This window comes from Snodgrassella sp. W6238H11, assembly GCF_016100525.1.
Classification (GTDB): Bacteria; Pseudomonadota; Gammaproteobacteria; order Burkholderiales; family Neisseriaceae; genus Snodgrassella; species Snodgrassella alvi.
The window spans coordinates 550707-571428 of the sequence record NZ_JACFSH010000001.1 but is presented as its reverse complement, the minus strand read 5'-3'; the positions used below and the strand labels follow the sequence as shown (position 1 = coordinate 571428).

Below are 20722 nucleotides of genomic sequence, written 5' to 3'. Positions count from 1 at the left end.
TAATATAGCTGGGTAGTCTAATCATTGCATATGAATATTAAAAGACTGACTGCTTATAACCAAAGATAAGAAATTTATATATATGCAGAAATCAAAAACGGCTTAAAATAAGCCGTTTTAAATAAATAGAAAGTTAATTTTTTTTAGTCTTAGCTGCAAGCCAGTTACCCATGGTCTGAATAATTTGTACAATTAATACCAGAACGACAACTGTAACAATCATAATTACATAATCAAATCGCTGGTATCCGTAATTAACAGCTAAATCACCGATACCTCCGCCACCAACTGTACCAGACATGGCTGTAGCATCAATTAAACCGATAAGTGCTGTAGTTAAGGCCAGCCAAATAGAGGGCATAGCTTCAGGTAAAATAAAATAGCGAATAATCTGAAAATTGGTTGCTCCCATTGATTGAGCTGCTTCGATAATACCTGCCGGTACGCTTAATAAGGAATTTTCAATTAACCGAGCAATATAAGGGGAAACAAAAATAATCAACGGAATGATCATTGCCTTGGTACCAATAGATGTATGGATAGCAAGACTGGCTATTGGTAACACACAAATCAGCAAAATGATAAAGGGTAATGAACGAACAATATTAATAATAATATTTAGCAAATTATACAGTATCGGCTTTGGCCATACTCCTCCCTGTCGGGTAAGCAATAACAGTACACCTAAGGCTGTTCCGAGTATCGATCCCAGAACAAATGAGATACTGACCATATTGAAAGTTTGCAATATTGCCGTACCAAACTGGTCAGCAGTTAATGAGGTATCAAACCACTGATTCATACACCACCTCTTTCCACTCGAACGCCTCTGTCCTGCAAAAATGTCAACGCTTTTTCTACATCTGTCTCAATACCATTCATCTGGATAAACATACTTCCCAGCACTACTCCGCCTATTTCGCGCATATTGGCAAAAAGTATGTTAATTTCCACCAGTTGTTTTAAAATAAGCTCATTAACTACTGGTTCTCTAGCTGAATTACCTAAAAATTCCAACCTGAATATATTTTCCTGTTCAACCAGACTATCCAACACTGCTTCGGGTATTTTTGCATTGATTACTGTGCTGACAAATTTTTTCGTTGTCTCTTGCTGAGGGGCGGAAAAAATATCAAGTACAGTTCCTTTCTCAATTACCTGCCCCTTTTCCATCACCGCTACTTTATTACAAATGGAGCTAATCACTTCCATTTCATGAGTAACCAGTAAAATAGTGATATTGCGTTCGCTATTAATTTGTTTTAATAGTTTCAGAATAGATAAAGTAGTCTGAGGGTCTAATGCGGAAGTAGCCTCATCACATAATAATATTGTTGGTTCTGTAATCAGAGCACGGGCAATCCCGACACGCTGTTTTTGACCACCGGATAACTGGCTTGGATAACTTTGCTTTTTACCAGCCAGATCAACATACGACAACATAGCATCGACTCTGCGGTCTATCTCATCACGTTTTAATCCCTGTAAAACTAATGGAATTGCAATATTCTGAGCAACCGTTTTAGATTCCAGTAAATTAAAATGCTGAAAAATCATGCCGATTTTTTTCTTATGCTCACGCTGAGCCTTGGTATCCAGTTTGTTTAAATCTACACCGTCAACAGTAACCGTACCGGATGTTGGTTTTTCCAGCTGGTTAACCAGACGAATTAAACTACTTTTACCTGCGCCACTCCATCCAATCAGCCCATAGATATCACCTGTATCAACTGTAAGGTTAATATCATTCAGGGCATGAACCTGCTGTTTATTTTTGATATAAGTTTTTTTTATATTTTCAAATATGATCATAACGATCCTTAAATACTCGCTGCGATCTGATTTCCAATGATCCAGATGTAATGCAATACAGATAGTGTACTTGATAAATCGTAAACGTGCTGACTGATTTTCTAATGACTACGGCTAAAAAATGCAAGTATACTGTAAATCTTGGTGATTAAGTTCATTATTATGTATTACTCTTTTTTAGCGTATAAAATAAAACTATTGTTTAAAATTATGCCAGTTAACGCCATAACAATGATGTTGGTGCCAGCATTGCGCAAATGCTTCACTTTGTAACCATTGCCATTCGTATTCGCGCGCATTTTTAATTTCATCATGCCAGTGTTCTGAAGATACTGCCGGATGGCACATTATCAACAATGAATGTTCAGCAGGCATGCTAAGCCAGTTATTCCATTTATGCTGTAAAATTTTTAAATTGGCGTTAAAGTTATAGATACCTGCAAAGAAATGATTATGCGTAATATTAGCCGCATCTAAAGCGCTGTCGAGAGCATGGCCACCAAGGGTATGAATAAATTTTGCCTTGATATCTTTCTGAGAAGTTTTTGTGCTGCGTACTGCTATTGTATTTCCATAACGCTGCAATATTATATTTAGTAGTACAGAGCGTATCTGTGGGAACTGATGTACATGCTGATGTCCATCGATAAAAACAGGTATGTCACCAATTTTATCTTCAAAAGCATCCAGCTGGCGATTAATAATATCCTGCAAAATTTTTTCCGGCCATGCATGCAGGTAAGATTTAATTAGTACCTGTTTCAGGGTACCCAACCCGGCAAATCCGGTAAAATCCAGATGCAAACCGATATCAGTATGCTGCTTTTTCAATTCTGCAACTTCATCTGAAGCAATGGTGCCCAGACTCATAAAGCTGCTTGCCTGTATGCGTCCCAACTCAGATAGACGAAGTACAGCTTCATTTACAGCTGCAGATAAACCCAGATCATCTACATTAATCATAACTGGTTTCATTGTGTGCCTTTTCATTAAATGCCCAGAATTTACCCAGTATAAAAGATAAAACTGTCACTATCAGCGTAACAATAAACCATAACCACCAATAGGCCTGATTTCCAAACCAGTGTATACCTGCCATAAATAAAATCTGGTTTATCATAAAACCGGCTATAGAGCTGAATAACCAGCGCCAGAGAGCCTGAAACCATGTATGTCGCGTCAGACTGAATGTAAGGTAATAATGACCGGTAAAACTGATAACAAAAGCACAAAGAAAAGCCAGAGGATTGGCCAAAACCGGTAAAAAGTGAGCATATTGAACTAACACCACCAAACATAAAAAATGCATAGCAGCAGCTGCTCCTCCTACCAGAGTAAACCATATGCCCTGTGCAGATACAGATTTCATTATTTTTCGCGACTGTCCCACACTTTGTCTACCAGATAAAGCGGTCGCTGTTTTACTTCTTCATAAATACGACCGATATATTCGCCAATTACACCAAGACAAACGAGCTGTATCCCGGCAGAAAACATAATTCCAGCTGCCAGTGTCGGCCAGCCAGCAAGGTCTTTACCAAAAAACAGTGTATCAGCAACGATATACAATCCATAGACAATCGACAGGAATGAAATAATCATTCCCATTCTGGAAATCCAGCGTAATGGACGCTGAGAAAACGAAGTAATACCTATTAAAGCCAGCTCAAACAGGCTGAAATAATTAAATTTACTCTTGCCTGCCTGCCGTTCAGATGCTTGAAAAGGAATATAAATGGTAGAAAATCCTACCCATGCATACAACCCTTTCATAAACCGTTGCCGCTCAGGTAACTTGAGTAAAGCTTCTACAACACGACGTTTCATCAGTCTGAAATCACCGGCATTAGGTGTCAGCTCATACCGGTGAGTATCCTGCATAAAATGGTAAAAGCCATTTTTCAATATCCGGGTTATTAAGCCTTCATGTTCACGTGAAGCCTGTACGGCAGCCACCACATCCACATTATTGGTCTGAATTAATTCAAGCATTTGTTCCAGTACTGAAACCGGATGCTGTCCGTCAGCATCCATCATGGTAACCAGTTCACCCTGAGATTGCGCTAATCCGGCCGTAAGTGCAGCTTCTTTACCAAAATTACGCGAAAATTGTATCAGCCTCAATGCTGTATTACTTGGTAATTGCTGTCGAAACGTTTCAAATAATGTGGTCAGATGATCTTTACTACCATCATCTACTAAAATAATTTCACAGTTCTGTTGTTGCTGACTGGTAAAAACAAACAGTTCAGGCAAAAAGCGATTTATAGCTGCTGCATCATTATATACCGGCAAAATAATACTTAAACCAGTGCTAACTTTATCCATATCATTTACCTCTCAGCCTAACAGCAAACTGAGATAATCCAAATGTATTATTAATCATTTTTAATTTTATATAAATATAAAAAATCATTGTTGTTTTAAACATTTTTTCGGTATGTATGCCTGCCACATTACCTTAAGAGGCTCTCGATCGGGTAATTTATTCCATCGAACTATCCACTCACCTTGTTTTACAACCAGCTCAGAATGATGGGCTAAAGGTTCTAACCATGGTGTCTGAGGATGTTCATCCGCAGGCCATAATGCCAGCGTACCTTGCTGCTGTAAACGACTATTGCTCATCCATGGAGAATAAGCGGAATTACCGGACACCATGACTGATGGAGCAAATTTTGAATAGGAAGCTACCAGCAATACTACCCAGTCTGAACCAGTCACACTATCAAGCTTACAAGAAGACAACTCCTGCCATTGATCATCAGCCTGTTTGGCCAGTGCAGCCTGAGGCCAGTCCATCCGAGAAGGTTTATGACGGATTCTGGCTCCGAATCCTACATAAACAGCCATCAATATGGTAACAATAAGCGCCCAGACTGCTATACCTTTCAGCAAAGATTTATCTTTAGATATAAATACCGGTTCGGGAATCAGAGACACGATTATGAGTCCGGATAAGCCCCACATCGGCATACCCCACATATCACGTAATCCTAGTCCAAAAATCAGTCCGGCAAATACAAGTATCAGCGTAGGAACTAATCCCATCCATAAAAGAAAATACCAGTCACGCTGACGCAATACCTGAACAGACGGGCGTAAATTCAATCGTGTACGGGTAAACAGCAAAATAAATAAAATAGGTAAATGATTAAGTAGCTGAGTGCCGAAATAGCCCAGAGCCGCCAGATGCCCGTTACGGTTTGCATCTTCAGCTGAGCGTGCTGAAGCATAAGTCAGTGGTAACCAGTTATGCTCTATCAGCCAGTATATATTCGGAGCAAACACAATCATAGCAAGCAGTATTGCCAACCACGGCCTTGGTGTCAGCCATAACCGTCGGTTCGTAGTACACAATGAATATAACACCATAGTTAATAGCAGTAAGGCAACGGTATATTTTACTAGCATGCCAATACCAGCCAGCAAACCAAACAATAACCAGTGCTTCCAGCGATTTTCTCGAATAGCCAGATAAAAGATATAGATTAAACCCTGCCATACGGGCATTTGCGCTATATTGTGATTGAATTCAAGAGAAGGCCACGTGTAATAAAATATTGCCAGCAAAAACAATGCACCGATAAAAGCCCGGCTTTTGCTCATCAATTGCCGGCCGAACAAATAAGCCAGCCATAAACTCAATGCTATCGTACATTGACTTAAAATATACGGACCTATATGACCAAAAGTATAATAAAAAGAATAGAGTACCCAGCTTGAAAATGGCGGATGCTTATAATATCCCCATTGCCATTCTCGTCCCCAGTAAATACCCTCAGGAACATCTAAGGGATAACTTGAGGAAAGCATAAAAGGTAATACCGTCCACAAGATAAAATAAAGTATTAACCAAAAGGGTAGTCTGAGCGACAACGGTTTGCTTGGCATAAAAAGATTTCAATTTTCAAATTAAGTTATTATAAAGGGTGCAGTTACTGTTAGACACTACGGTATAGCAATATTATCAAGAAACTTATCTGTTGATTTTAAAAAATCATTTACTCAAAGCATTCAGGCGCAATGAAAAATTGCGCCTGAATAATGCAAAATCAGCTCAACTAAAGCTAGCTTAAGCTACTCGGAATGTAGCTTTGATTTTATCCGGCCAGATTAATTCTAGTTCATCACCGGATCGAATCGCTGCAACTCCGGCAGGTGTACCAGTGTAAATAATATCACCTGCCTGCAAGCCATAAACTCTGGACAAATAACTGATAATTTGCCGGCACGTAAACATCATATCTTTTGTATAACCCTGCTGGCGTATCTCTCCATTTACCTTTAAGAAAAATTCCTGTCGCTGGATATCATCAATTTCAGATGGCAGAATAAAGTGCGATAAACAGGCTGCTGTAGGAAACCCTTTGGCTTTTTCCCATGGCAAACCTTTACTCTTTAACTCTGCCTGTACATCTCGCGCAGTTAAATCCAGACCAATAGCATAGCCACCGACATAATCTAACGCCTCATTTTCCTGAACATCAAAAGCATCTTCTGCCATATAGATAACCAACTCACATTCATGATGTACATCAGAGCTATAGGATGGTAATTGAATATCATCAGACTCCAGAGCCAGAGAAGAAGTTGGCTTCATAAATACCACGGGTTCTTCAGGTTTTACATTATGTAATTCTTTAATATGCTCTGTGTAATTTCTTCCAATACAAAAAATATTACCTAAAGCAACTTTTTGTTCTTTGATATAAACGGTTTTCATCTTGTGTCACCAAAAATTAAATCCAGATTTGAAATTAATTACTGTCTGGAAATAGCAATTTATCCGGCCAAAATTAGTTTATCAAAACTGAAAATTCAGCCTGTATAGTCTGTGAGAACCAGAGATAATATATTTAGTAAAATTAAAAAGCAGTAATTTCACTTAATTTTATTAATTGCATTGGTTCTTTCAAGTATGGTTCTACTGTTTTAATCAGGTTTTGAAAATGTACAGTATTACCATGCTCATTAATTGCTGCATCATCAGCCCAGCATTCAATAAATATAATTCGATCAGCCTTATCTAAATCTTTATTAACGGTGTAAAACACATTTCCTTTTTCTTTACGTGACAATTCCACACATTGCTCAACGGCAGCATCAATATTTATCCAGGCATTTGCTTTCAGATCCATGATTGCAATTAGTTTAATTGGCTGTGACATATTTTATCTCCTTAATTTTTCTTAGACGGTACGAAAGCACCTACAAAAGTAAAGCCTATTCTTTTAATTAGCTAAAGGCAAATATAAAATTAATCACGTCGTGTAGCATCTACACCTTCCTGTACCGAATTTACCCCGATAATAGTCAGCCTCGGAAAATCTGCCGTTCGTTTGGGACAATTAGCTGCAGGTACTATGGCATGAGTAAATCCAAGTTTTTCTGCCTCTCGCAAACGTTCCTGTCCACGAGGAACTGGACGAATTTCACCTGATAACCCGACTTCTCCGAATACAATCAGCTTTTCCGGTAATGGTCGATTACGATAGCTTGAAAGCATGGCCAGAATCACTGCCAGATCTGCTGCCGGTTCGGTAATTTTCACACCACCTACAGCATTAAGAAACACGTCCTGATCATAACAAGCGATACCTGCATGACGGTTCAGCACAGCCAGCAACATGGCCAGACGCTCCTGAGCCAGCCCTACAGTTAATCGTTTTGGAGCAAAACCATGAGCATCATCAACAAGCGCCTGAATTTCTACCAGTAAGGGGCGTGAACCTTCCTGAGTAACGAGAACGCATGAGCCGGGAACATCATCGCGATAACTGGATAAAAACAATGCTGAAGGATTGGAAACTCCCTTCAGCCCTTTTTCTGTCATTGCAAAAACACCTAACTCATTAGCGGCGCCAAAACGGTTTTTAATAGCACGAATCATACGATAATTTGAATGAGTTTCCCCTTCAAAATACAATACTGTATCCACCATATGCTCCAACACCCGGGGACCAGCAATCGCGCCATCTTTGGTTACATGACCAACCAGCAACATGCTAATACCCTGTTGTTTTGCCAGACGAGTTAATTGTGCTGCACATTCCCTAACCTGTGATACAGAACCGGGTGCTGAAGTAATACCATCAGAATACATGGTTTGAATAGAATCGATTACTACCACTCTGGGTTTTTGGCGTGCAATAACTGCACTGATTGCCTCTACACGTATTTCTGCCAGTAAATGAACTTTGTCTGCATGTACACCAAGACGCTGGGCACGTAAAGCAACCTGCTGAGCTGACTCTTCTCCAGAAACATACAATACGGATTCCTGTTCGGCCATCAAGGCTATTGTTTGTAGCAATAATGTAGATTTACCAATACCCGGATCTCCGCCTAGCAGAATAACAGCTCCGTCTACTAAACCACCTCCAAGTACTCTGTCCAGCTCCCCCATTCCTGTTGGCGTTCTCTGTACTTCAACCGCACTGACTTCTGCCAGTAACTGTACTGATGATTCACTTGAAGCCCATGATTGAAAACGGCTGCCAGAAGAAGATGCAGATAAAACTGTTGTTTCTTCCAGAGTATTCCATTCGCCACAATGAGGACAACGTCCCTGCCATTTAGGTGAACTTCCACCACAACTACGGCATTGAAACTGAGTTTTTTGCTTTACCATGAAACCTTTCCGGCAATACCTGCATTAAATTCAAACATAGCTTCCTTTGATTATTGGGAAATAATGATTCAATAAAATTGACCAATTTTATTTAGTTCTCTATTTTATCTAAGCTTCACCTAGCCAGAACAAAAAATAGCCATTAATTTTACTCTTTAACAGCGTATAATTTAGTTAAATTTCTGATGCTAAAACTATTAAATCAAAATAGTAACATCCGTATATATAGACAATTGAAGCACTATAATGGTTTTAATCATAATGATTAGCAGATTAAAAAATATGGCAATTTACTGATTCAAATTCAAAAGAGTCTACACTTATAACTGAACGATAAAATCAAATGTTTTTGGCAAATAGTAATTGCTTCCCAAAACAAATTATAATAATTACTTTGTCTGGCAATTATTATATACTCTGTCAATTCGTGCAGGTTAAATCCAGTTTTACCTTGATATTCTCTTGCATGGTCAATTATTACATTACACTATTTAATCTTTAACATACATCGAAAAAAATGGAATGAATTTTAGTCTTCGGCTAATTCTTGGCGGAATATTTTAATGTTTTAAATCAATCTATTTTTATTTCAATTTTTATACACAGGGTTTTTCAAAACTATGTCTTTGCCAATGATTGTCACATTCGCTGTGTACATTTTAGGAATGATTGCAATTGGTTTTTTTGCCTATCGGTCAACACAGAATTTTGGTGATTACATTCTGGGCGGGCGTCGTATTGGCAGCGTAGTAACTGCACTTTCGGCCGGAGCTTCTGACATGAGCGGCTGGCTGCTGATGGGATTACCGGGTGCAGTATTTTTATTTGGTATTTCACAAAGCTGGATAGCAATTGGCTTAGTACTTGGTGCTTACCTGAACTGGTTATTGATTGCCGGACGTCTGCGTGTTTTTACAGAAATCAACCATAATGCGTTAACTTTACCCGATTATTTTACGCACCGGTTTGAAGATAACAGCTCCTTACTGCGTATTATTTCAGCAGTAATTATTCTGATTTTTTTTACAATTTATTGTGCATCAGGGATTGTTGCCGGGGCTAAATTATTTGAAAGTACTTTTGGCATGAGCTATGGCTGGGCAATGCTGGCAGGAGCTGGTGCAACTATACTTTATACGCTTATAGGCGGTTTTCTAGCGGTTAGCTGGACAGATACCATTCAGGCAAGTCTGATGATGTTCGCTCTGATTTTAACCCCCATAATGGTAATCATTAATGCCGGTGGTTTTTCTGATGCACTCATTCATATTGAAAACCTGAATCCGGACTATACCAACCTTTTTGCCCATATGGATTTTATTGCCATAATCTCATTGCTAGGCTGGGGGTTGGGCTATTTCGGGCAGCCGCATATTTTAGCCAGATTTATGGCTGCTGATTCGCATGAAGTAATGAAAAATGCACGCCGTATCAGCATGACATGGATGATTTTATGTCTGGCCGGAGCCATTACCGTCGGCTTTTTCGGAATAGCATATTTTGCCAACCATCCAGAATTAAGCTATCTGGTCAGCAATGGAAAACATGAACGGATTTTTATCGAGTTATCTAAATTACTTTTCAATCAATGGATCGCCGGTGTTATTCTCGCTGCAATTTTGGCTGCTGTGATGAGTACCTTAAGTTGCCAGTTGTTGGTCTGCTCAAGCGCTTTGACAGAAGATTTCTATCGTGCATTTTTCCGTCCAAAAGCAAAACAGAAAGAATTGGTCTGGATTGGACGAATAATGGTGTTTATAGTATCTGTGATTGCCATTTTACTGGCAATTAATCCGAATAACAGCGTTCTGGATTTGGTGAGCCATGCGTGGGCTGGTTTTGGGGCTGCATTTGGTCCGATTATTATTTTTTCCGTATTCTGGTCACGTATGACACGAAACGGCGCATTAGCCGGTATGATTACCGGTGCTGTCACAGTATTGCTGTGGATCAATTTTAATTGGTTTAATCTGTATTCACTCATCCCTGGATTCATACTTGCATCAATTGCAATCATTATTTTTAGTTTATGTGATAAAAAACCAAGTGAGATAGTACAGATTCATTTTAAAGATGCTTATAAGCACTACCATACTAAAACAAAATGAACTTTAATTAACCTGGCGGATTAAACTGTTTTTAAGTTAATCAGTAATCCGAATATGCTCTCAAACCAATTTATTTTATTACATAGCTATATTATGATTATGTCCTTTAATTCACATAATTGTAATAATGAGCATCAAGCATTGGCCGCAAAACGATCGCCCTCGGGAAAAACTTCTTAATCTGGGCGCCTCAGCGCTAAGTGATGCCGAGCTACTCGCAATCCTGCTGCGTACAGGTACTCGGGGTATAAGTGCGGTAGATCTGGCAAGAGAGCTTATTTCTCAACTGGGCAGTCTGCGCGCACTGCTTGAAGCAGATTGTCAGCAAATTTGTCAGTATCACGGTATGGGCATTGCCAGTTATACCCAGTTTGCAGTAATTAGAGAAATAAGCAGACGCATGCTGGCAGAAAAAATTTATTGCCGCCCTATTTTTACTCAGCCGGCTGTAGTGGCTGATTTCCTGCGTTTACATATAGGCCATGAAAAAGTGGAAGTTTGTGTGGCTTTACTTCTGAACCAGCGTAACGAGCTTATGCAAACCATTGAACTGGCTCGCGGTACCATCAATGAAGCACGGGTTTACACTCGCGAAGTTGCTACAGCAGCTTTAAAACACCACGCAGTCTCAATTATTCTGGCACATAATCATCCAGGACAATCTACTATGCCGTCTAATGGCGATATTCAATTTACCAGAGAAATAAAAGCCGCTTTAAATCTGCTGGATATTCGTTTATTGGATCATTTTATTGTTACTGCTGAAAAAATAACATCAATGGCTGAATTAAATCTAATGTAGTAAAAATTATTAATTAAACGTTCTATCTTAATAGCATAATAGTGCAAAGCTGGATAAATTTATCATTGCCGATTACAATAACTGGTTTAATAGCGTTATTTACCTTAATCATACGGAGTACCCCATGATTGATTTTGCTTATGCTGCCAACACTGCCGGTTCACAGAGTGGCCTTATGCAATTCGTCCCACTTTTATTAATTCTTGTTGTCTTTTATTTTCTGATTATCCGCCCGCAGCAAAGCAAACATAAAAAACACCAGCAAATGCTAACCGAACTGAAAAAAGGCGATAAAGTTGTTACTCTGGCTGGAATAGTTGGCAAAATCACTAAAGTAAATGAACAATATTTCACTTTAGAAATTGCTCCTAAAGTAGAAGTTGAATTTGAACGCAATGCCATCAGTGGTAAGGCACCAGAATAAAATCAGTAATCCTGCCGCAACTTTTCAGTTGCGGCCTTTGTTTGTTTTCTTTCTTTTATTAACTGAAGAACAACAGTCTGCAACAAGGCAGCAAATATGAATCGTTATCCTATATGGAAATATCTGCTTATTATCGTCTCAATAGTATTGGGTCTGTTATACACCATTCCCAATTTTTTTGGCGAAATACCGGCAGTACAAATCTCTACCAACCGGCAGGCCATTACTATCGATGAACAAACTGAAAATACAGTTAAACAGGCTCTGGCAGCTGCACACATACAGCATCAGGGTATGTTCATTACTGATGGCAGCCTGAAAGTGCGTTTCAGTGATACTGAAACTCAGCTTAAAGCACGTGATGCTATTGCTTCTAAATTTGGCGAAGGCTATATAGTAGCCCTGAATCTGTTGGCCAATACTCCGGAATGGATGGAAAAAATTCATGCCAAACCAATGTTTCTTGGTCTTGATTTGCGTGGTGGTGTACATTTTACCATGCAGGTGGATATGGATTCAGCCGTTGATAAAACACTTGACAGCTATGCCGGAGATATCCGTCGTCAGCTGCGCAAACTACAAATCCGCAGCGGCAATATTGTTAAAAACGGACAGACACTGGTTGTTCCTTTCCAATCTGCAAACGATGCTTCCACTGCAATATCCGGATTAAAAAAATATCTTAATGATGCAACACTAACTCAGAATGGTGACCGTCTGGTAGTTAGCCTGAGTAACACTGCGCTGACCAGAATTCGTACAGATGCAGTGACCCAGAACATTAATACCCTGCATAACCGTGTTAATGAGCTGGGTGTTGCTGAACCGGTTATACAGCAGGCCGGACCGAACAGGATTGTCGTACAACTGCCGGGCGTTCAGGATACTGCTAAAGCTAAAGATATCATTGGCCGTACTGCAACTTTACAGGTACGAATGGTAAGTGATGATCCCAATCTGTATCAGCAGGCGCTGCAAGGACACAATCCAGATGGATTTGAACTACTGCCATCTGCCGGTAACGGAGCACCTACACTGGTCAGCAAACAGGTTGAACTGACTGGGGACAATATTAATGATGCTCAGGCCAGCTTTAACGACCGGGGATTGCCAGGTGTAAGCGTAAATTTTGACAGTACAGGTGCCAGCATTTTTGCTGACCTCACCCGCAATAATGTTGGTAAACGTATGGCGATGGTACTTATCGATCAGGGTAAGGCAGAAGTGATTACCGCACCGGTAATCAATGAACCTATTCCCGGCGGTAAAACCATTATTTCAGGAAGTATGAGTATTGCTGAAGCCAATGATACCGCATTGCTATTGCGTGCCGGCTCACTGGCTGCACCAATGAAAATTATCGAAGAACGAACCATTGGCCCGTCTCTGGGTAAAGAAAATATTAGCAAAGGCTTTCATTCCACCTTATGGGGATTTGTAGTAGTAGCCATATTCATGATGCTTTATTACCGGATGTTCGGACTGTTTTCAGTAATTGCCCTGTCATGCAATCTGTTGTTCCTGATCGCTATTTTGTCTGCCATGCAGGCTACTCTGACACTGCCGGGTATAGCGGCAATTGCTCTTACACTAGGTATGGCGATTGACTCGAATGTATTGATTAATGAACGTATCCGCGAAGAATTACGTCATGGTAATACACCACAAATATCAATTAATGCAGGTTACGATCACGCCTGGCATACTATTGTAGACTCTAATATCACTTCACTGATTGCCGGTCTGGCGTTACTGATTTTCGGTTCAGGCCCTATTCGCGGATTTGCTGTCGTACATTGTCTGGGTATTATTACATCTATGTATTCGTCAGTAGTGGTTTCTCGTGCCTTTGTTAATTTGTGGTATGGTCGCAAACGCAAACTGAAAACACTTTCTATCGGCCACATCTGGATTGCAGATAAAGCTGCCACTGGTAAAAGTAAGGCTTAATAAATTATGGAATTCTTCAAAATAAAACGTGATATCCCGTTTATGAGCTATGGTAAGCTGACAACGGCGATTTCATTAATTACTTTTATTCTGGCTGTATTTTTTCTTGTTACTCGCGGGCTGAACTTTTCTGTAGAATTTACCGGCGGTACTGTAATGGAAGTGGAATTCAAACAGAGTGCGGATTTAAATAAAATCCGTACAGAACTGGATGGATTAAAACTTGGAGAAATACAAGTACAGGCATTGGGCACAAATAAACAAATCATGATTCGTCTGCCCAATAAAGCCAATATGACTTCAGCACAATTGTCCAATCAAGTTATGGACCTGCTTAAACAACATCAGGAAGGTGTAAGTTTACGTCAGGTTGAATTCATCGGGCCGCAAGTGGGCGAAGAACTGGTTACTCACGGCTTACTGGCTTTAGGCATGGTTGTGATTGGCATCATTATTTACTTATCCATGCGTTTCGAATGGCGCTTTGCTGTTTCTGCTATTATTGCCAATATGCATGACGTAGTAATTATTCTGGGTTGCTTTGCCCTCTTTCACTGGGAATTTTCTCTTACCGTACTTGCAGGCGTACTTGCCGTGCTTGGCTACTCAGTTAATGAGTCAGTAGTTGTCTTTGACCGAATCCGTGAAAATTTCCGTAAACCACATATGCGTGGTAAAAGCGTTCCGGCAATCATAGATAATGCCATTACCGCAACCATGAGCCGTACCATTATTACTCACGGATCTACTGAAGCAATGGTCATTTCTATGCTGGTATTTGGCGGAGCTGCTTTGCATGGTTTCGCAATGGCATTAACAATTGGTATTGTGTTTGGTATTTACTCATCAGTATTAGTAGCGAGTCCGTTATTACTGATGTTTGGACTGAACCGGCAAAATCTGGTTAAGCCGCCAAAACGGAAAGAGGAAGCTGTAGTTTAAGATTAAATTACTATTGTTTTCCTCTAATTAATTAAAAAACTCCAGAATAATATTTTATTTCTGGAGTTTTTTATGATTTTAAAATTTACCTACAAAATTAGGTTTATCTATACGGCAATCAAAAATGGAATTTGAAAAGCTAACAAACTGATGTTCCTAAGCCGAACAATATCTGATTGCTAACGTAATGCCCGTTCGTCTTTCCAACCTTTATCCGTTAAAACCAATACAGCCGCACGACGTTGAGGTTCCTGCATAGACTTCCACCAGTTTTCATCGGTAGTTTTCAATAATTTTTCAGCCCATTTCTCAGGTACCAGTTTTGCATCATAAACTACCTTGGAAATAGTCATTCCATTTGCAGGGGTAGGTTCAGTAAAGAGCACAATTTTATCTACTTTTTGTGTTCCTAGGCACAGCATACTTCCCTGAGCTGTATTTTGCACATTGTCCTCACCTTTACTTGTACGGTAATACACTGCCTGCGGTATATCTTTTCCGCCATTAACAACCAGAGTTGCATCCTTACCTTTTTCATACAAGTCTGCATCAGTTAAAATATCCATTTGCTTTAAAGCAGTTTTATTAACTTTATCGCCATCACTATTTTTTCTGGCAATACGTATTTCTTTATTACCAAGTGCAACCGTATTATTCATACCTCCCTGAGCATTATCCAGCATCAGATTAACCGCCAGACAAACTTTATCATTTTTAGCAAAATCATCTATCGCCTCAGTAAAATTGTGATTACTCGCTTCTTGCTTACCTCCGCAGGCAGCCAGTAACAGGCTAACGGCTAATACACTGATTTTTTTCATCCCGGTATTCCTTATAAAATAAAATCTATACTGATTAAAGCATACTGCCAATATGCCGGATTAGCAACGCAAGCAGTTTACCTTCACTGGTCAGAAACAATTTAAAACGCTCAATCGACATAAAACCAACACTTTAAGCAAATATAAGCAAAACGGTATAATAACAGCTTATTTCCGCAAACAGGCTTTCATCAATGAGTATACAAATTTATGGTATCAGTCAGTGTAATACTGTCAAAAAAGCCCGCAAATGGCTGACTGATCAACATATTAACGCTGAATTTATCGATTATAAAAAAATATCGCCGACAATAACCGATATCCAGTTCTGGCTTACACAAGTACCTAAAGAAACATTAATTAACCGTAAAGGTACAACATGGCGGAGATTAAGTAACAATGAACAGACAATTGCTTTAAGTAATGATGATGAAGCCATTCGCCTAATGATAAACCACCCCTCGGTGATTAAAAGACCAGTTCTGGTAAAAAATCAATTAATATTGGTTGGTTTTGATCCGCAACGCTATACTGAGTTTTTTGCCTGATACTTGCAGATACAAACCATGAACAATACAACAATATTTATTTCTGATTTACATCTTTCTGAACAGACACTGCCTTTAAATCAGCTATTTGAACGCTGCCTGCAACAATGGCAAGGAAATATCGATGCGTTATACATATTAGGTGATTTTTTTGACGTCTGGATAGGTGACGATGATGATAGTGATTTCATTCGTCATATTAAATCTCAGTTAAAATCTTTTTCTTCTGCGACACCAGTTTTTTTCATTCATGGTAACCGGGATTTCCTGATTGGTGAAAAATTTGCTGCAGAAACCGGAATACAACTACTTACATCACCTCAGCAAATAAACCTTTACGAGCATGAATATATTATTATGCATGGGGATGAATTATGCACTGACGATATTGCATATCAACAATTCCGTGCCCAGTCCCGCAATCCTTTATGGCAAATGGCAGTATTAAGTAAACCTATTGAAGAGCGTCGTTTACTAGCCGGACAAATCCGTCAGATGAGTGAAACACGTAAAAACAATGAGGGTAAAAGTGAGATTTCTGATGTAACAGAACAAGCCATTAATGAACTGATGAGTAGCCATATTCAACCTATTCTGCCTACACTGATTCATGGTCATACTCATCGTCCGGCTGTACATGAATCACAGTTGAACAACCAACCTTTCAAACGTTATGTCATACAGGACTGGGCTGATAATTACGGCGGCTATCTAGCTGTAGACACTGATGGTGTACATGTACATGAGCTTAAGCTATAAGTAGAAAAAATACATCTATACTATTAATGGGAATGCTCCTAGCAGTTGATTATCTCATTATTAACTAAGCAGTCAGATTTCGTATCTGAATACAACGCCAGTAAAATAAAAACCGAAAAGATTAAAAATTCTTTTCGGTTTTTATTTATTATTTTTCATTCCCAAATACCCTGATTTATCCGGGTAATAGCATATCATTATTAAATCACCCACTATATTCAGAGATTTTAAAATAAAAACCGCGTCTACTAAGCGTAAACACGGTTGATACTAGTTTTAAAAATAATTATTTACTTGCCGCGCATTAAATCAAAAAAGTCGGCATTATTTTTAGACTGCTTGAGCTTATCAATGATAAATTCCATTGCTTCAATATCATCCATTGGATGCAAGAATTTCCGCAGCAGCCACATTTTTTGTAAATGCTCATTAGAAACCAGCAATTCTTCACGGCGAGTACCAGAACGATTGATATTAATTGCCGGAAACAGACGTTTTTCAGCCATACGCCGATCCAGATGCAATTCCATATTGCCCGTTCCCTTGAACTCCTCATAAATTACATCATCCATACGGCTACCGGTTTCTACCAGAGCAGTTGCGATAATGGTCAATGAACCGCCTTCTTCCACATTACGGGCTGCGCCGAAGAATCGCTTTGGACGATGCAGTGCATTTGCATCAATACCGCCAGTTAAAATTTTACCGGATGCAGGAATAACTGTGTTGTAAGCACGCGCCAGACGTGTAATTGAATCAAGCAGAATGATTACATCTTTTTTGTGTTCTACCAGACGCTTGGCTTTTTCAATCACCATTTCAGCCACTTGTACATGGCGGGTAGCCGGCTCATCAAAAGTAGAAGATACTACCTCACCCCGTACTGAACGGGTCATTTCCGTAACTTCTTCAGGACGCTCATCAATCAGCAGAACAATCAGTTCAGCTTCAGGATAATTAGCTGTAATCGCATGTGCGATATTCTGCAGCATCACTGTTTTACCAGATTTCGGCGGAGCTACCAGCAAAGCGCGCTGACCAAATCCGATAGGTGCAATCAGATCAATTGCACGTCCGGTAAGATTTTCTCCGGAACGAATATCCCGCTCTAGCACAAACTGGCGATCAGGGAATAATGGTGTCAGATTTTCAAACAGGATTTTATGTTTGCATACATCCGGATCGTCTCCGTTAATCTTATCCAGACGAACCAGCGCAAAATAGCGTTCATTGTCTTTAGGTACACGTACACTGCCTTCAATCGTGTCACCAGTATGCAGATTGAAACGCCGTATCTGACTCGGACTGACATAAATATCATCAGGGCCTGCCAGATAAGATGTATCCATGCTACGCAAAAAGCCAAAGCCATCAGGCAGAATTTCCAGCGTACCGGAACAGGTAAACGCTTCTCCCTGCTTCATTTTAATGCGCACAATAGCAAACACCAGATCCTGTTTGCGCAAACGATTGGCATTTTCAATACCAAACTCTTCAGCTATGCCCAGTAATTCAGACACATGTAGATTTTGTAATTCAGAAACGTGCATAAAGATATAAATGAACTTATTTATTAGAATCGAAGATAAAATGAGTCAGAAAACTCATAATAATTCCAGTTACCAGTCTTTAAGTTGCAAAATACTTGCCAAAGACAGGTAAGGTTTTTATTGAAAGTTGATTTGGTTTAATTCTGCCACAAAAGACATTAATAAAAGATTTTTCAGAAGTGACATCTTCTTATGAAGAGCAATTCTAATCTTCAAACCACATAATGTCAAGTTATTATCAACTTTCAATAACACTTGTATGAAGCATACCCTTAAAATTTAATTCTGACATCAGAAAATCCATATAGCATAAAAAGTTATAATTGTATTTTTTAGTTTGTATCAGGAATTAACCGAACCGAACAACAATTCAGGTTAATATAAATTTCTTATTGTTATATTAATCACTAATTTTTAACTATAAACTGTTATTCAGGCCGGATTATAACCGCATTATTAAAATTAGTATAATAATGTAAATAGAAAAAGAATATATCAGAAAGACAACAGTTACAGATAGATTATATATTCAAAGAACTGAATTTCCAGATATCAAACAATAGCAAACAACCAGTAAAACAGCAGATAAGAAAATGCTTTTCTGCTGATGACTGCTATAATTGTCTCTCCTTTAAATACTAAAAGAGAAATTATGAAACACTTGTCTTTAACTACTCTGGGAATCACTACTGCACTGGTTTTATCGGCCTGTAACTTTGCTGATAATGGGTATAAAAATAACAGCAGTGAGCCGGTAGCAGCTTCAACTGCACCTTCGGCTACCCGAAACCCGCAGCGTGCAGGAGAGGAGTTTTTGGCCAAAAATAAAAATGTTTCCGGTGTAAAAACCACTACATCAGGTTTGCAGTACAAAGTTAATCATGAGGGATCCGGTAAAAAACCTAAAGCCACTGATATGGTGACGGTTCAATATGAAGGTCGGTTAATCGACGGGACTATTTTTGATAGCACAGCTCAGCGTAATAATGAGCCGGTTACATTTCCGCTTAATGGCGTGATTCCCGGATGGACTGAAGGATTGCAGCTTATGTCAGAAGGTAGTGACTACACATTCTATATACCAGCCCGACTTGCTTACGGCGAACATAGCCCGACAAGTGTCATTCCTGCTAACAGTGTTCTGATATTTGATGTGAAGCTGATTAAAGTTGGAAAGTAAATCTGATTATAGGCATAATTAATGAAAAAGCACTCAGTAGACTGAGTGCTTTTAAAATCTGGCTCCCCGACCAGGGCTCGAACCTGGGACCTGCGGATTAACAGTCCGTCGCTCTACCGACTGAGCTATCAGGGAATGAGGCGAGATTATAGCGACTGTAATTTTACTGTCAAGCTTTTTAAACAACTTTATGGTTACAAGCTAATTAAATTATTAATTACACAATAATAATATTTTAGTAAGCAGTTTTATTTTAAATTATTCAGCCTGTTCATTCTGACCTAGAATCATAGTTCCGACACCTTTATCAGTGAAAATTTCCAGCAAGAGAGCATGTGGAACACGTCCGTCAATAATATGAGTATTGTGAACGCCATGCATAGCAGCCTGCAAAGTCGCATTAATTTTAGGCAGCATACCATTTTGTAAAGTACCATCAGCAATTAATGCATTGATATCAGATGGCGTAAGGCGGCTTAATAATTGATTGTTTTTATCCAGTACACCAATTGTGTTGGTCAGCATAATCAGTTTTTCAGCCTTCAGACTTTCTGCCAGCTTACCGGCTACCACATCAGCATTAATATTAAATGCTTCACCATGTTCACCTACCCCAACAGGTGCCACTACAGGAATATAACCATGTTCCACCATTTCCTGAATCAGAGCTGTATCAATTTCTTCAACCTCACCTACCTGTCCGATATCCTGCTTTTCATTATCAGAAGTAGTAAGAAACAATTTTTTGGCTTTGATAAAATGATTGTCGCGACCAGTAATTCCGACTGCATGCCCTCCATGTAGATTAAGTAAAGATGTAATTTCCTTATTAACACAACCACCAAGCACCATTTCAACAATATCCATGGTGTCGCTATCAGTCACCCGCATACCCTGAATGAATTGATTTTCTTTTCCTACTTTCTGTAATAGCTCATTAATTTGCGGCCCGCCCCCGTGTACAATAATCGGATGAATTCCTACAAGTTTGAGCAGGACGACATCTTTAGCAAAACTTTCTTTCAACTGCGGATCAGTCATTGCATTACCGCCATACTTAATTACCATTGTCACACCGGAAAATCGCCGGATATATGGTAGCGCCTCGGCTAAAATATTAGCTTTTGTTTTAGCCTCAATAGCATTAATGTTCGTGAAGATGTCTGTGCTCATTATTTATCCCTGCCTAATT

The 20722-nt window shown here is 39.3% G+C and carries 20 protein-coding genes and 1 tRNA gene; 8 read left to right on the top strand and 13 right to left on the bottom strand.

Annotation, left to right across the window (positions count from 1 at the left end):
* Positions 1-133 precede the first annotated feature (133 nt).
* The 9 genes from H3V00_RS02520 to radA form a co-directional block, all read right to left on the bottom strand.
* Complete coding sequence (locus H3V00_RS02520) at positions 134-802, bottom strand: methionine ABC transporter permease (protein ID WP_198206531.1); 669 nt, start codon at positions 800-802, stop codon at positions 134-136.
* Positions 799-1812, bottom strand: coding sequence for a methionine ABC transporter ATP-binding protein (locus H3V00_RS02515; RefSeq protein ID WP_198206533.1), 1014 nt, complete (start codon positions 1810-1812; stop codon positions 799-801). Before H3V00_RS02515 ends, H3V00_RS02520 begins: the two co-directional genes overlap by 4 nt.
* A 195-nt stretch (positions 1813-2007) precedes the next feature.
* Positions 2008-2787, bottom strand: coding sequence for a ChbG/HpnK family deacetylase (locus H3V00_RS02510; protein WP_172397114.1), 780 nt, complete (start codon positions 2785-2787; stop codon positions 2008-2010).
* The gene (locus H3V00_RS02505; protein WP_198206535.1) at positions 2768-3181 is read right to left on the bottom strand and encodes a GtrA family protein; all 414 of its coding nucleotides are present in this window, start codon (positions 3179-3181) and stop codon (positions 2768-2770) included. The genes H3V00_RS02510 and H3V00_RS02505 overlap by 20 nt, the downstream gene beginning before the upstream one ends.
* Positions 3181-4140, bottom strand: a complete 960-nt coding sequence (locus H3V00_RS02500; RefSeq protein WP_084551892.1) for a glycosyltransferase family 2 protein — start codon at positions 4138-4140, stop codon at positions 3181-3183. Before H3V00_RS02500 ends, H3V00_RS02505 begins: the two co-directional genes overlap by 1 nt.
* Positions 4141-4224: 84 nt before the next feature.
* Complete coding sequence (locus H3V00_RS02495) at positions 4225-5628, bottom strand: glycosyltransferase family 39 protein (RefSeq protein ID WP_198206537.1); 1404 nt, start codon at positions 5626-5628, stop codon at positions 4225-4227.
* Between the two features lie 259 nt (positions 5629-5887).
* Entirely contained in the window at positions 5888-6538 is a 651-nt protein-coding gene (locus H3V00_RS02490) for a fumarylacetoacetate hydrolase family protein (protein ID WP_084551890.1), read from the bottom strand.
* Between the two features lie 142 nt (positions 6539-6680).
* A complete protein-coding gene (locus tag H3V00_RS02485) occupies positions 6681-6983 on the bottom strand; it encodes a putative quinol monooxygenase (protein WP_084551889.1) in 303 nt (100 codons plus the stop codon).
* 89 nt (positions 6984-7072) lie between these two features.
* Positions 7073-8446, bottom strand: coding sequence for a DNA repair protein RadA (gene radA / locus H3V00_RS02480; RefSeq protein ID WP_198206539.1), 1374 nt, complete (start codon positions 8444-8446; stop codon positions 7073-7075).
* Between the two features lie 620 nt (positions 8447-9066).
* Here radA and putP point away from each other — a divergent pair.
* From putP to secF, 5 genes are all read left to right on the top strand, one after another.
* Positions 9067-10554 carry a sodium/proline symporter PutP gene (gene putP, locus H3V00_RS02475; RefSeq protein ID WP_172397116.1) on the top strand — a complete coding sequence of 496 codons (1488 nt, stop codon included), beginning with the start codon at positions 9067-9069 and terminating at the stop codon, positions 10552-10554.
* 127 nt (positions 10555-10681) lie between these two features.
* On the top strand, positions 10682-11356 hold the full coding sequence (gene radC / locus H3V00_RS02470; protein WP_084551887.1) for a DNA repair protein RadC: 675 nt from the start codon (positions 10682-10684) through the stop codon (positions 11354-11356).
* Between the two features lie 124 nt (positions 11357-11480).
* Positions 11481-11780, top strand: a complete 300-nt coding sequence (gene yajC, locus H3V00_RS02465) for a preprotein translocase subunit YajC (RefSeq protein WP_025330657.1) — start codon at positions 11481-11483, stop codon at positions 11778-11780.
* Between the two features lie 96 nt (positions 11781-11876).
* On the top strand, positions 11877-13730 hold the full coding sequence (gene secD / locus H3V00_RS02460; protein WP_084551886.1) for a protein translocase subunit SecD: 1854 nt from the start codon (positions 11877-11879) through the stop codon (positions 13728-13730).
* A 6-nt stretch (positions 13731-13736) separates the two neighbouring features.
* Positions 13737-14672 (top strand): protein translocase subunit SecF, encoded by a 936-nt coding sequence (gene secF, locus H3V00_RS02455; RefSeq protein ID WP_025330655.1) that lies wholly within the window; start codon positions 13737-13739, stop codon positions 14670-14672.
* A 179-nt stretch (positions 14673-14851) separates the two neighbouring features.
* On the opposite strand, the gene H3V00_RS02450 is transcribed toward secF, so the two are convergent.
* Positions 14852-15493: a hypothetical protein gene (locus H3V00_RS02450; protein WP_084554245.1), complete on the bottom strand. Its 642-nt coding sequence runs from the start codon at positions 15491-15493 to the stop codon at positions 14852-14854.
* A 194-nt stretch (positions 15494-15687) separates the two neighbouring features.
* Here H3V00_RS02450 and H3V00_RS02445 point away from each other — a divergent pair, with 194 nt between their 5' ends.
* Positions 15688-16041 carry a Spx/MgsR family RNA polymerase-binding regulatory protein gene (locus H3V00_RS02445; RefSeq protein ID WP_198206541.1) on the top strand — a complete coding sequence of 118 codons (354 nt, stop codon included), beginning with the start codon at positions 15688-15690 and terminating at the stop codon, positions 16039-16041.
* 18 nt (positions 16042-16059) lie between these two features.
* Positions 16060-16800 carry a UDP-2,3-diacylglucosamine diphosphatase gene (locus H3V00_RS02440; RefSeq protein ID WP_084554249.1) on the top strand — a complete coding sequence of 247 codons (741 nt, stop codon included), beginning with the start codon at positions 16060-16062 and terminating at the stop codon, positions 16798-16800.
* A gap of 290 nt (positions 16801-17090) precedes the next feature.
* Here the strand turns inward: H3V00_RS02440 and rho are convergent, their stop codons facing one another.
* Positions 17091-18350, bottom strand: a complete 1260-nt coding sequence (gene rho, locus H3V00_RS02435) for a transcription termination factor Rho (protein ID WP_025330651.1) — start codon at positions 18348-18350, stop codon at positions 17091-17093.
* Between the two features lie 607 nt (positions 18351-18957).
* Here rho and H3V00_RS02430 point away from each other — a divergent pair.
* Positions 18958-19530, top strand: coding sequence for an FKBP-type peptidyl-prolyl cis-trans isomerase (locus H3V00_RS02430; protein ID WP_198206542.1), 573 nt, complete (start codon positions 18958-18960; stop codon positions 19528-19530).
* 59 nt (positions 19531-19589) lie between these two features.
* Here H3V00_RS02430 and H3V00_RS02425 read toward each other — a convergent pair.
* Together H3V00_RS02425 and argB are read right to left on the bottom strand one after the other, a co-directional pair.
* Positions 19590-19665, bottom strand: a tRNA-Asn gene (locus H3V00_RS02425).
* Positions 19666-19788: 123 nt separating this feature from the next.
* A complete protein-coding gene (gene argB, locus H3V00_RS02420) occupies positions 19789-20703 on the bottom strand; it encodes an acetylglutamate kinase (RefSeq protein ID WP_198206543.1) in 915 nt (304 codons plus the stop codon).
* Between the last annotated feature and the right edge of the window lie 19 nt (positions 20704-20722).

Bases quoted from the DNA above. Each gene is read 5' to 3' on its own strand.
- H3V00_RS02450 (WP_084554245.1), bottom strand. From the start codon at position 15,493: ATGAAAAAAATCAGTGTATTAGCCGTTAGCCTGTTACTGGCTGCCTGC.
- H3V00_RS02485 (WP_084551889.1), bottom strand. From the start codon at position 6,983: ATGTCACAGCCAATTAAACTAATTGCAATCATGGATCTGAAAGCAAAT.
- putP (WP_172397116.1), top strand. From the start codon at position 9,067: ATGTCTTTGCCAATGATTGTCACATTCGCTGTGTACATTTTAGGAATG.
- H3V00_RS02495 (WP_198206537.1), bottom strand. From the start codon at position 5,628: ATGCTTTCCTCAAGTTATCCCTTAGATGTTCCTGAGGGTATTTACTGG.
- H3V00_RS02445 (WP_198206541.1), top strand. From the start codon at position 15,688: ATGAGTATACAAATTTATGGTATCAGTCAGTGTAATACTGTCAAAAAA.
- argB (WP_198206543.1), bottom strand. From the start codon at position 20,703: ATGAGCACAGACATCTTCACGAACATTAATGCTATTGAGGCTAAAACA.
- H3V00_RS02505 (WP_198206535.1), bottom strand. From the start codon at position 3,181: ATGAAATCTGTATCTGCACAGGGCATATGGTTTACTCTGGTAGGAGGA.
- rho (WP_025330651.1), bottom strand. From the start codon at position 18,350: ATGCACGTTTCTGAATTACAAAATCTACATGTGTCTGAATTACTGGGC.
- H3V00_RS02515 (WP_198206533.1), bottom strand. From the start codon at position 1,812: ATGATCATATTTGAAAATATAAAAAAAACTTATATCAAAAATAAACAG.
- radC (WP_084551887.1), top strand. From the start codon at position 10,682: ATGAGCATCAAGCATTGGCCGCAAAACGATCGCCCTCGGGAAAAACTT.
- secF (WP_025330655.1), top strand. From the start codon at position 13,737: ATGGAATTCTTCAAAATAAAACGTGATATCCCGTTTATGAGCTATGGT.
- radA (WP_198206539.1), bottom strand. From the start codon at position 8,446: ATGGTAAAGCAAAAAACTCAGTTTCAATGCCGTAGTTGTGGTGGAAGT.
- H3V00_RS02500 (WP_084551892.1), bottom strand. From the start codon at position 4,140: ATGGATAAAGTTAGCACTGGTTTAAGTATTATTTTGCCGGTATATAAT.
- H3V00_RS02490 (WP_084551890.1), bottom strand. From the start codon at position 6,538: ATGAAAACCGTTTATATCAAAGAACAAAAAGTTGCTTTAGGTAATATT.
- H3V00_RS02510 (WP_172397114.1), bottom strand. From the start codon at position 2,787: ATGAAACCAGTTATGATTAATGTAGATGATCTGGGTTTATCTGCAGCT.
- secD (WP_084551886.1), top strand. From the start codon at position 11,877: ATGAATCGTTATCCTATATGGAAATATCTGCTTATTATCGTCTCAATA.
- H3V00_RS02430 (WP_198206542.1), top strand. From the start codon at position 18,958: ATGACTGCTATAATTGTCTCTCCTTTAAATACTAAAAGAGAAATTATG.
- H3V00_RS02440 (WP_084554249.1), top strand. From the start codon at position 16,060: ATGAACAATACAACAATATTTATTTCTGATTTACATCTTTCTGAACAG.
- H3V00_RS02520 (WP_198206531.1), bottom strand. From the start codon at position 802: ATGAATCAGTGGTTTGATACCTCATTAACTGCTGACCAGTTTGGTACG.
- yajC (WP_025330657.1), top strand. From the start codon at position 11,481: ATGATTGATTTTGCTTATGCTGCCAACACTGCCGGTTCACAGAGTGGC.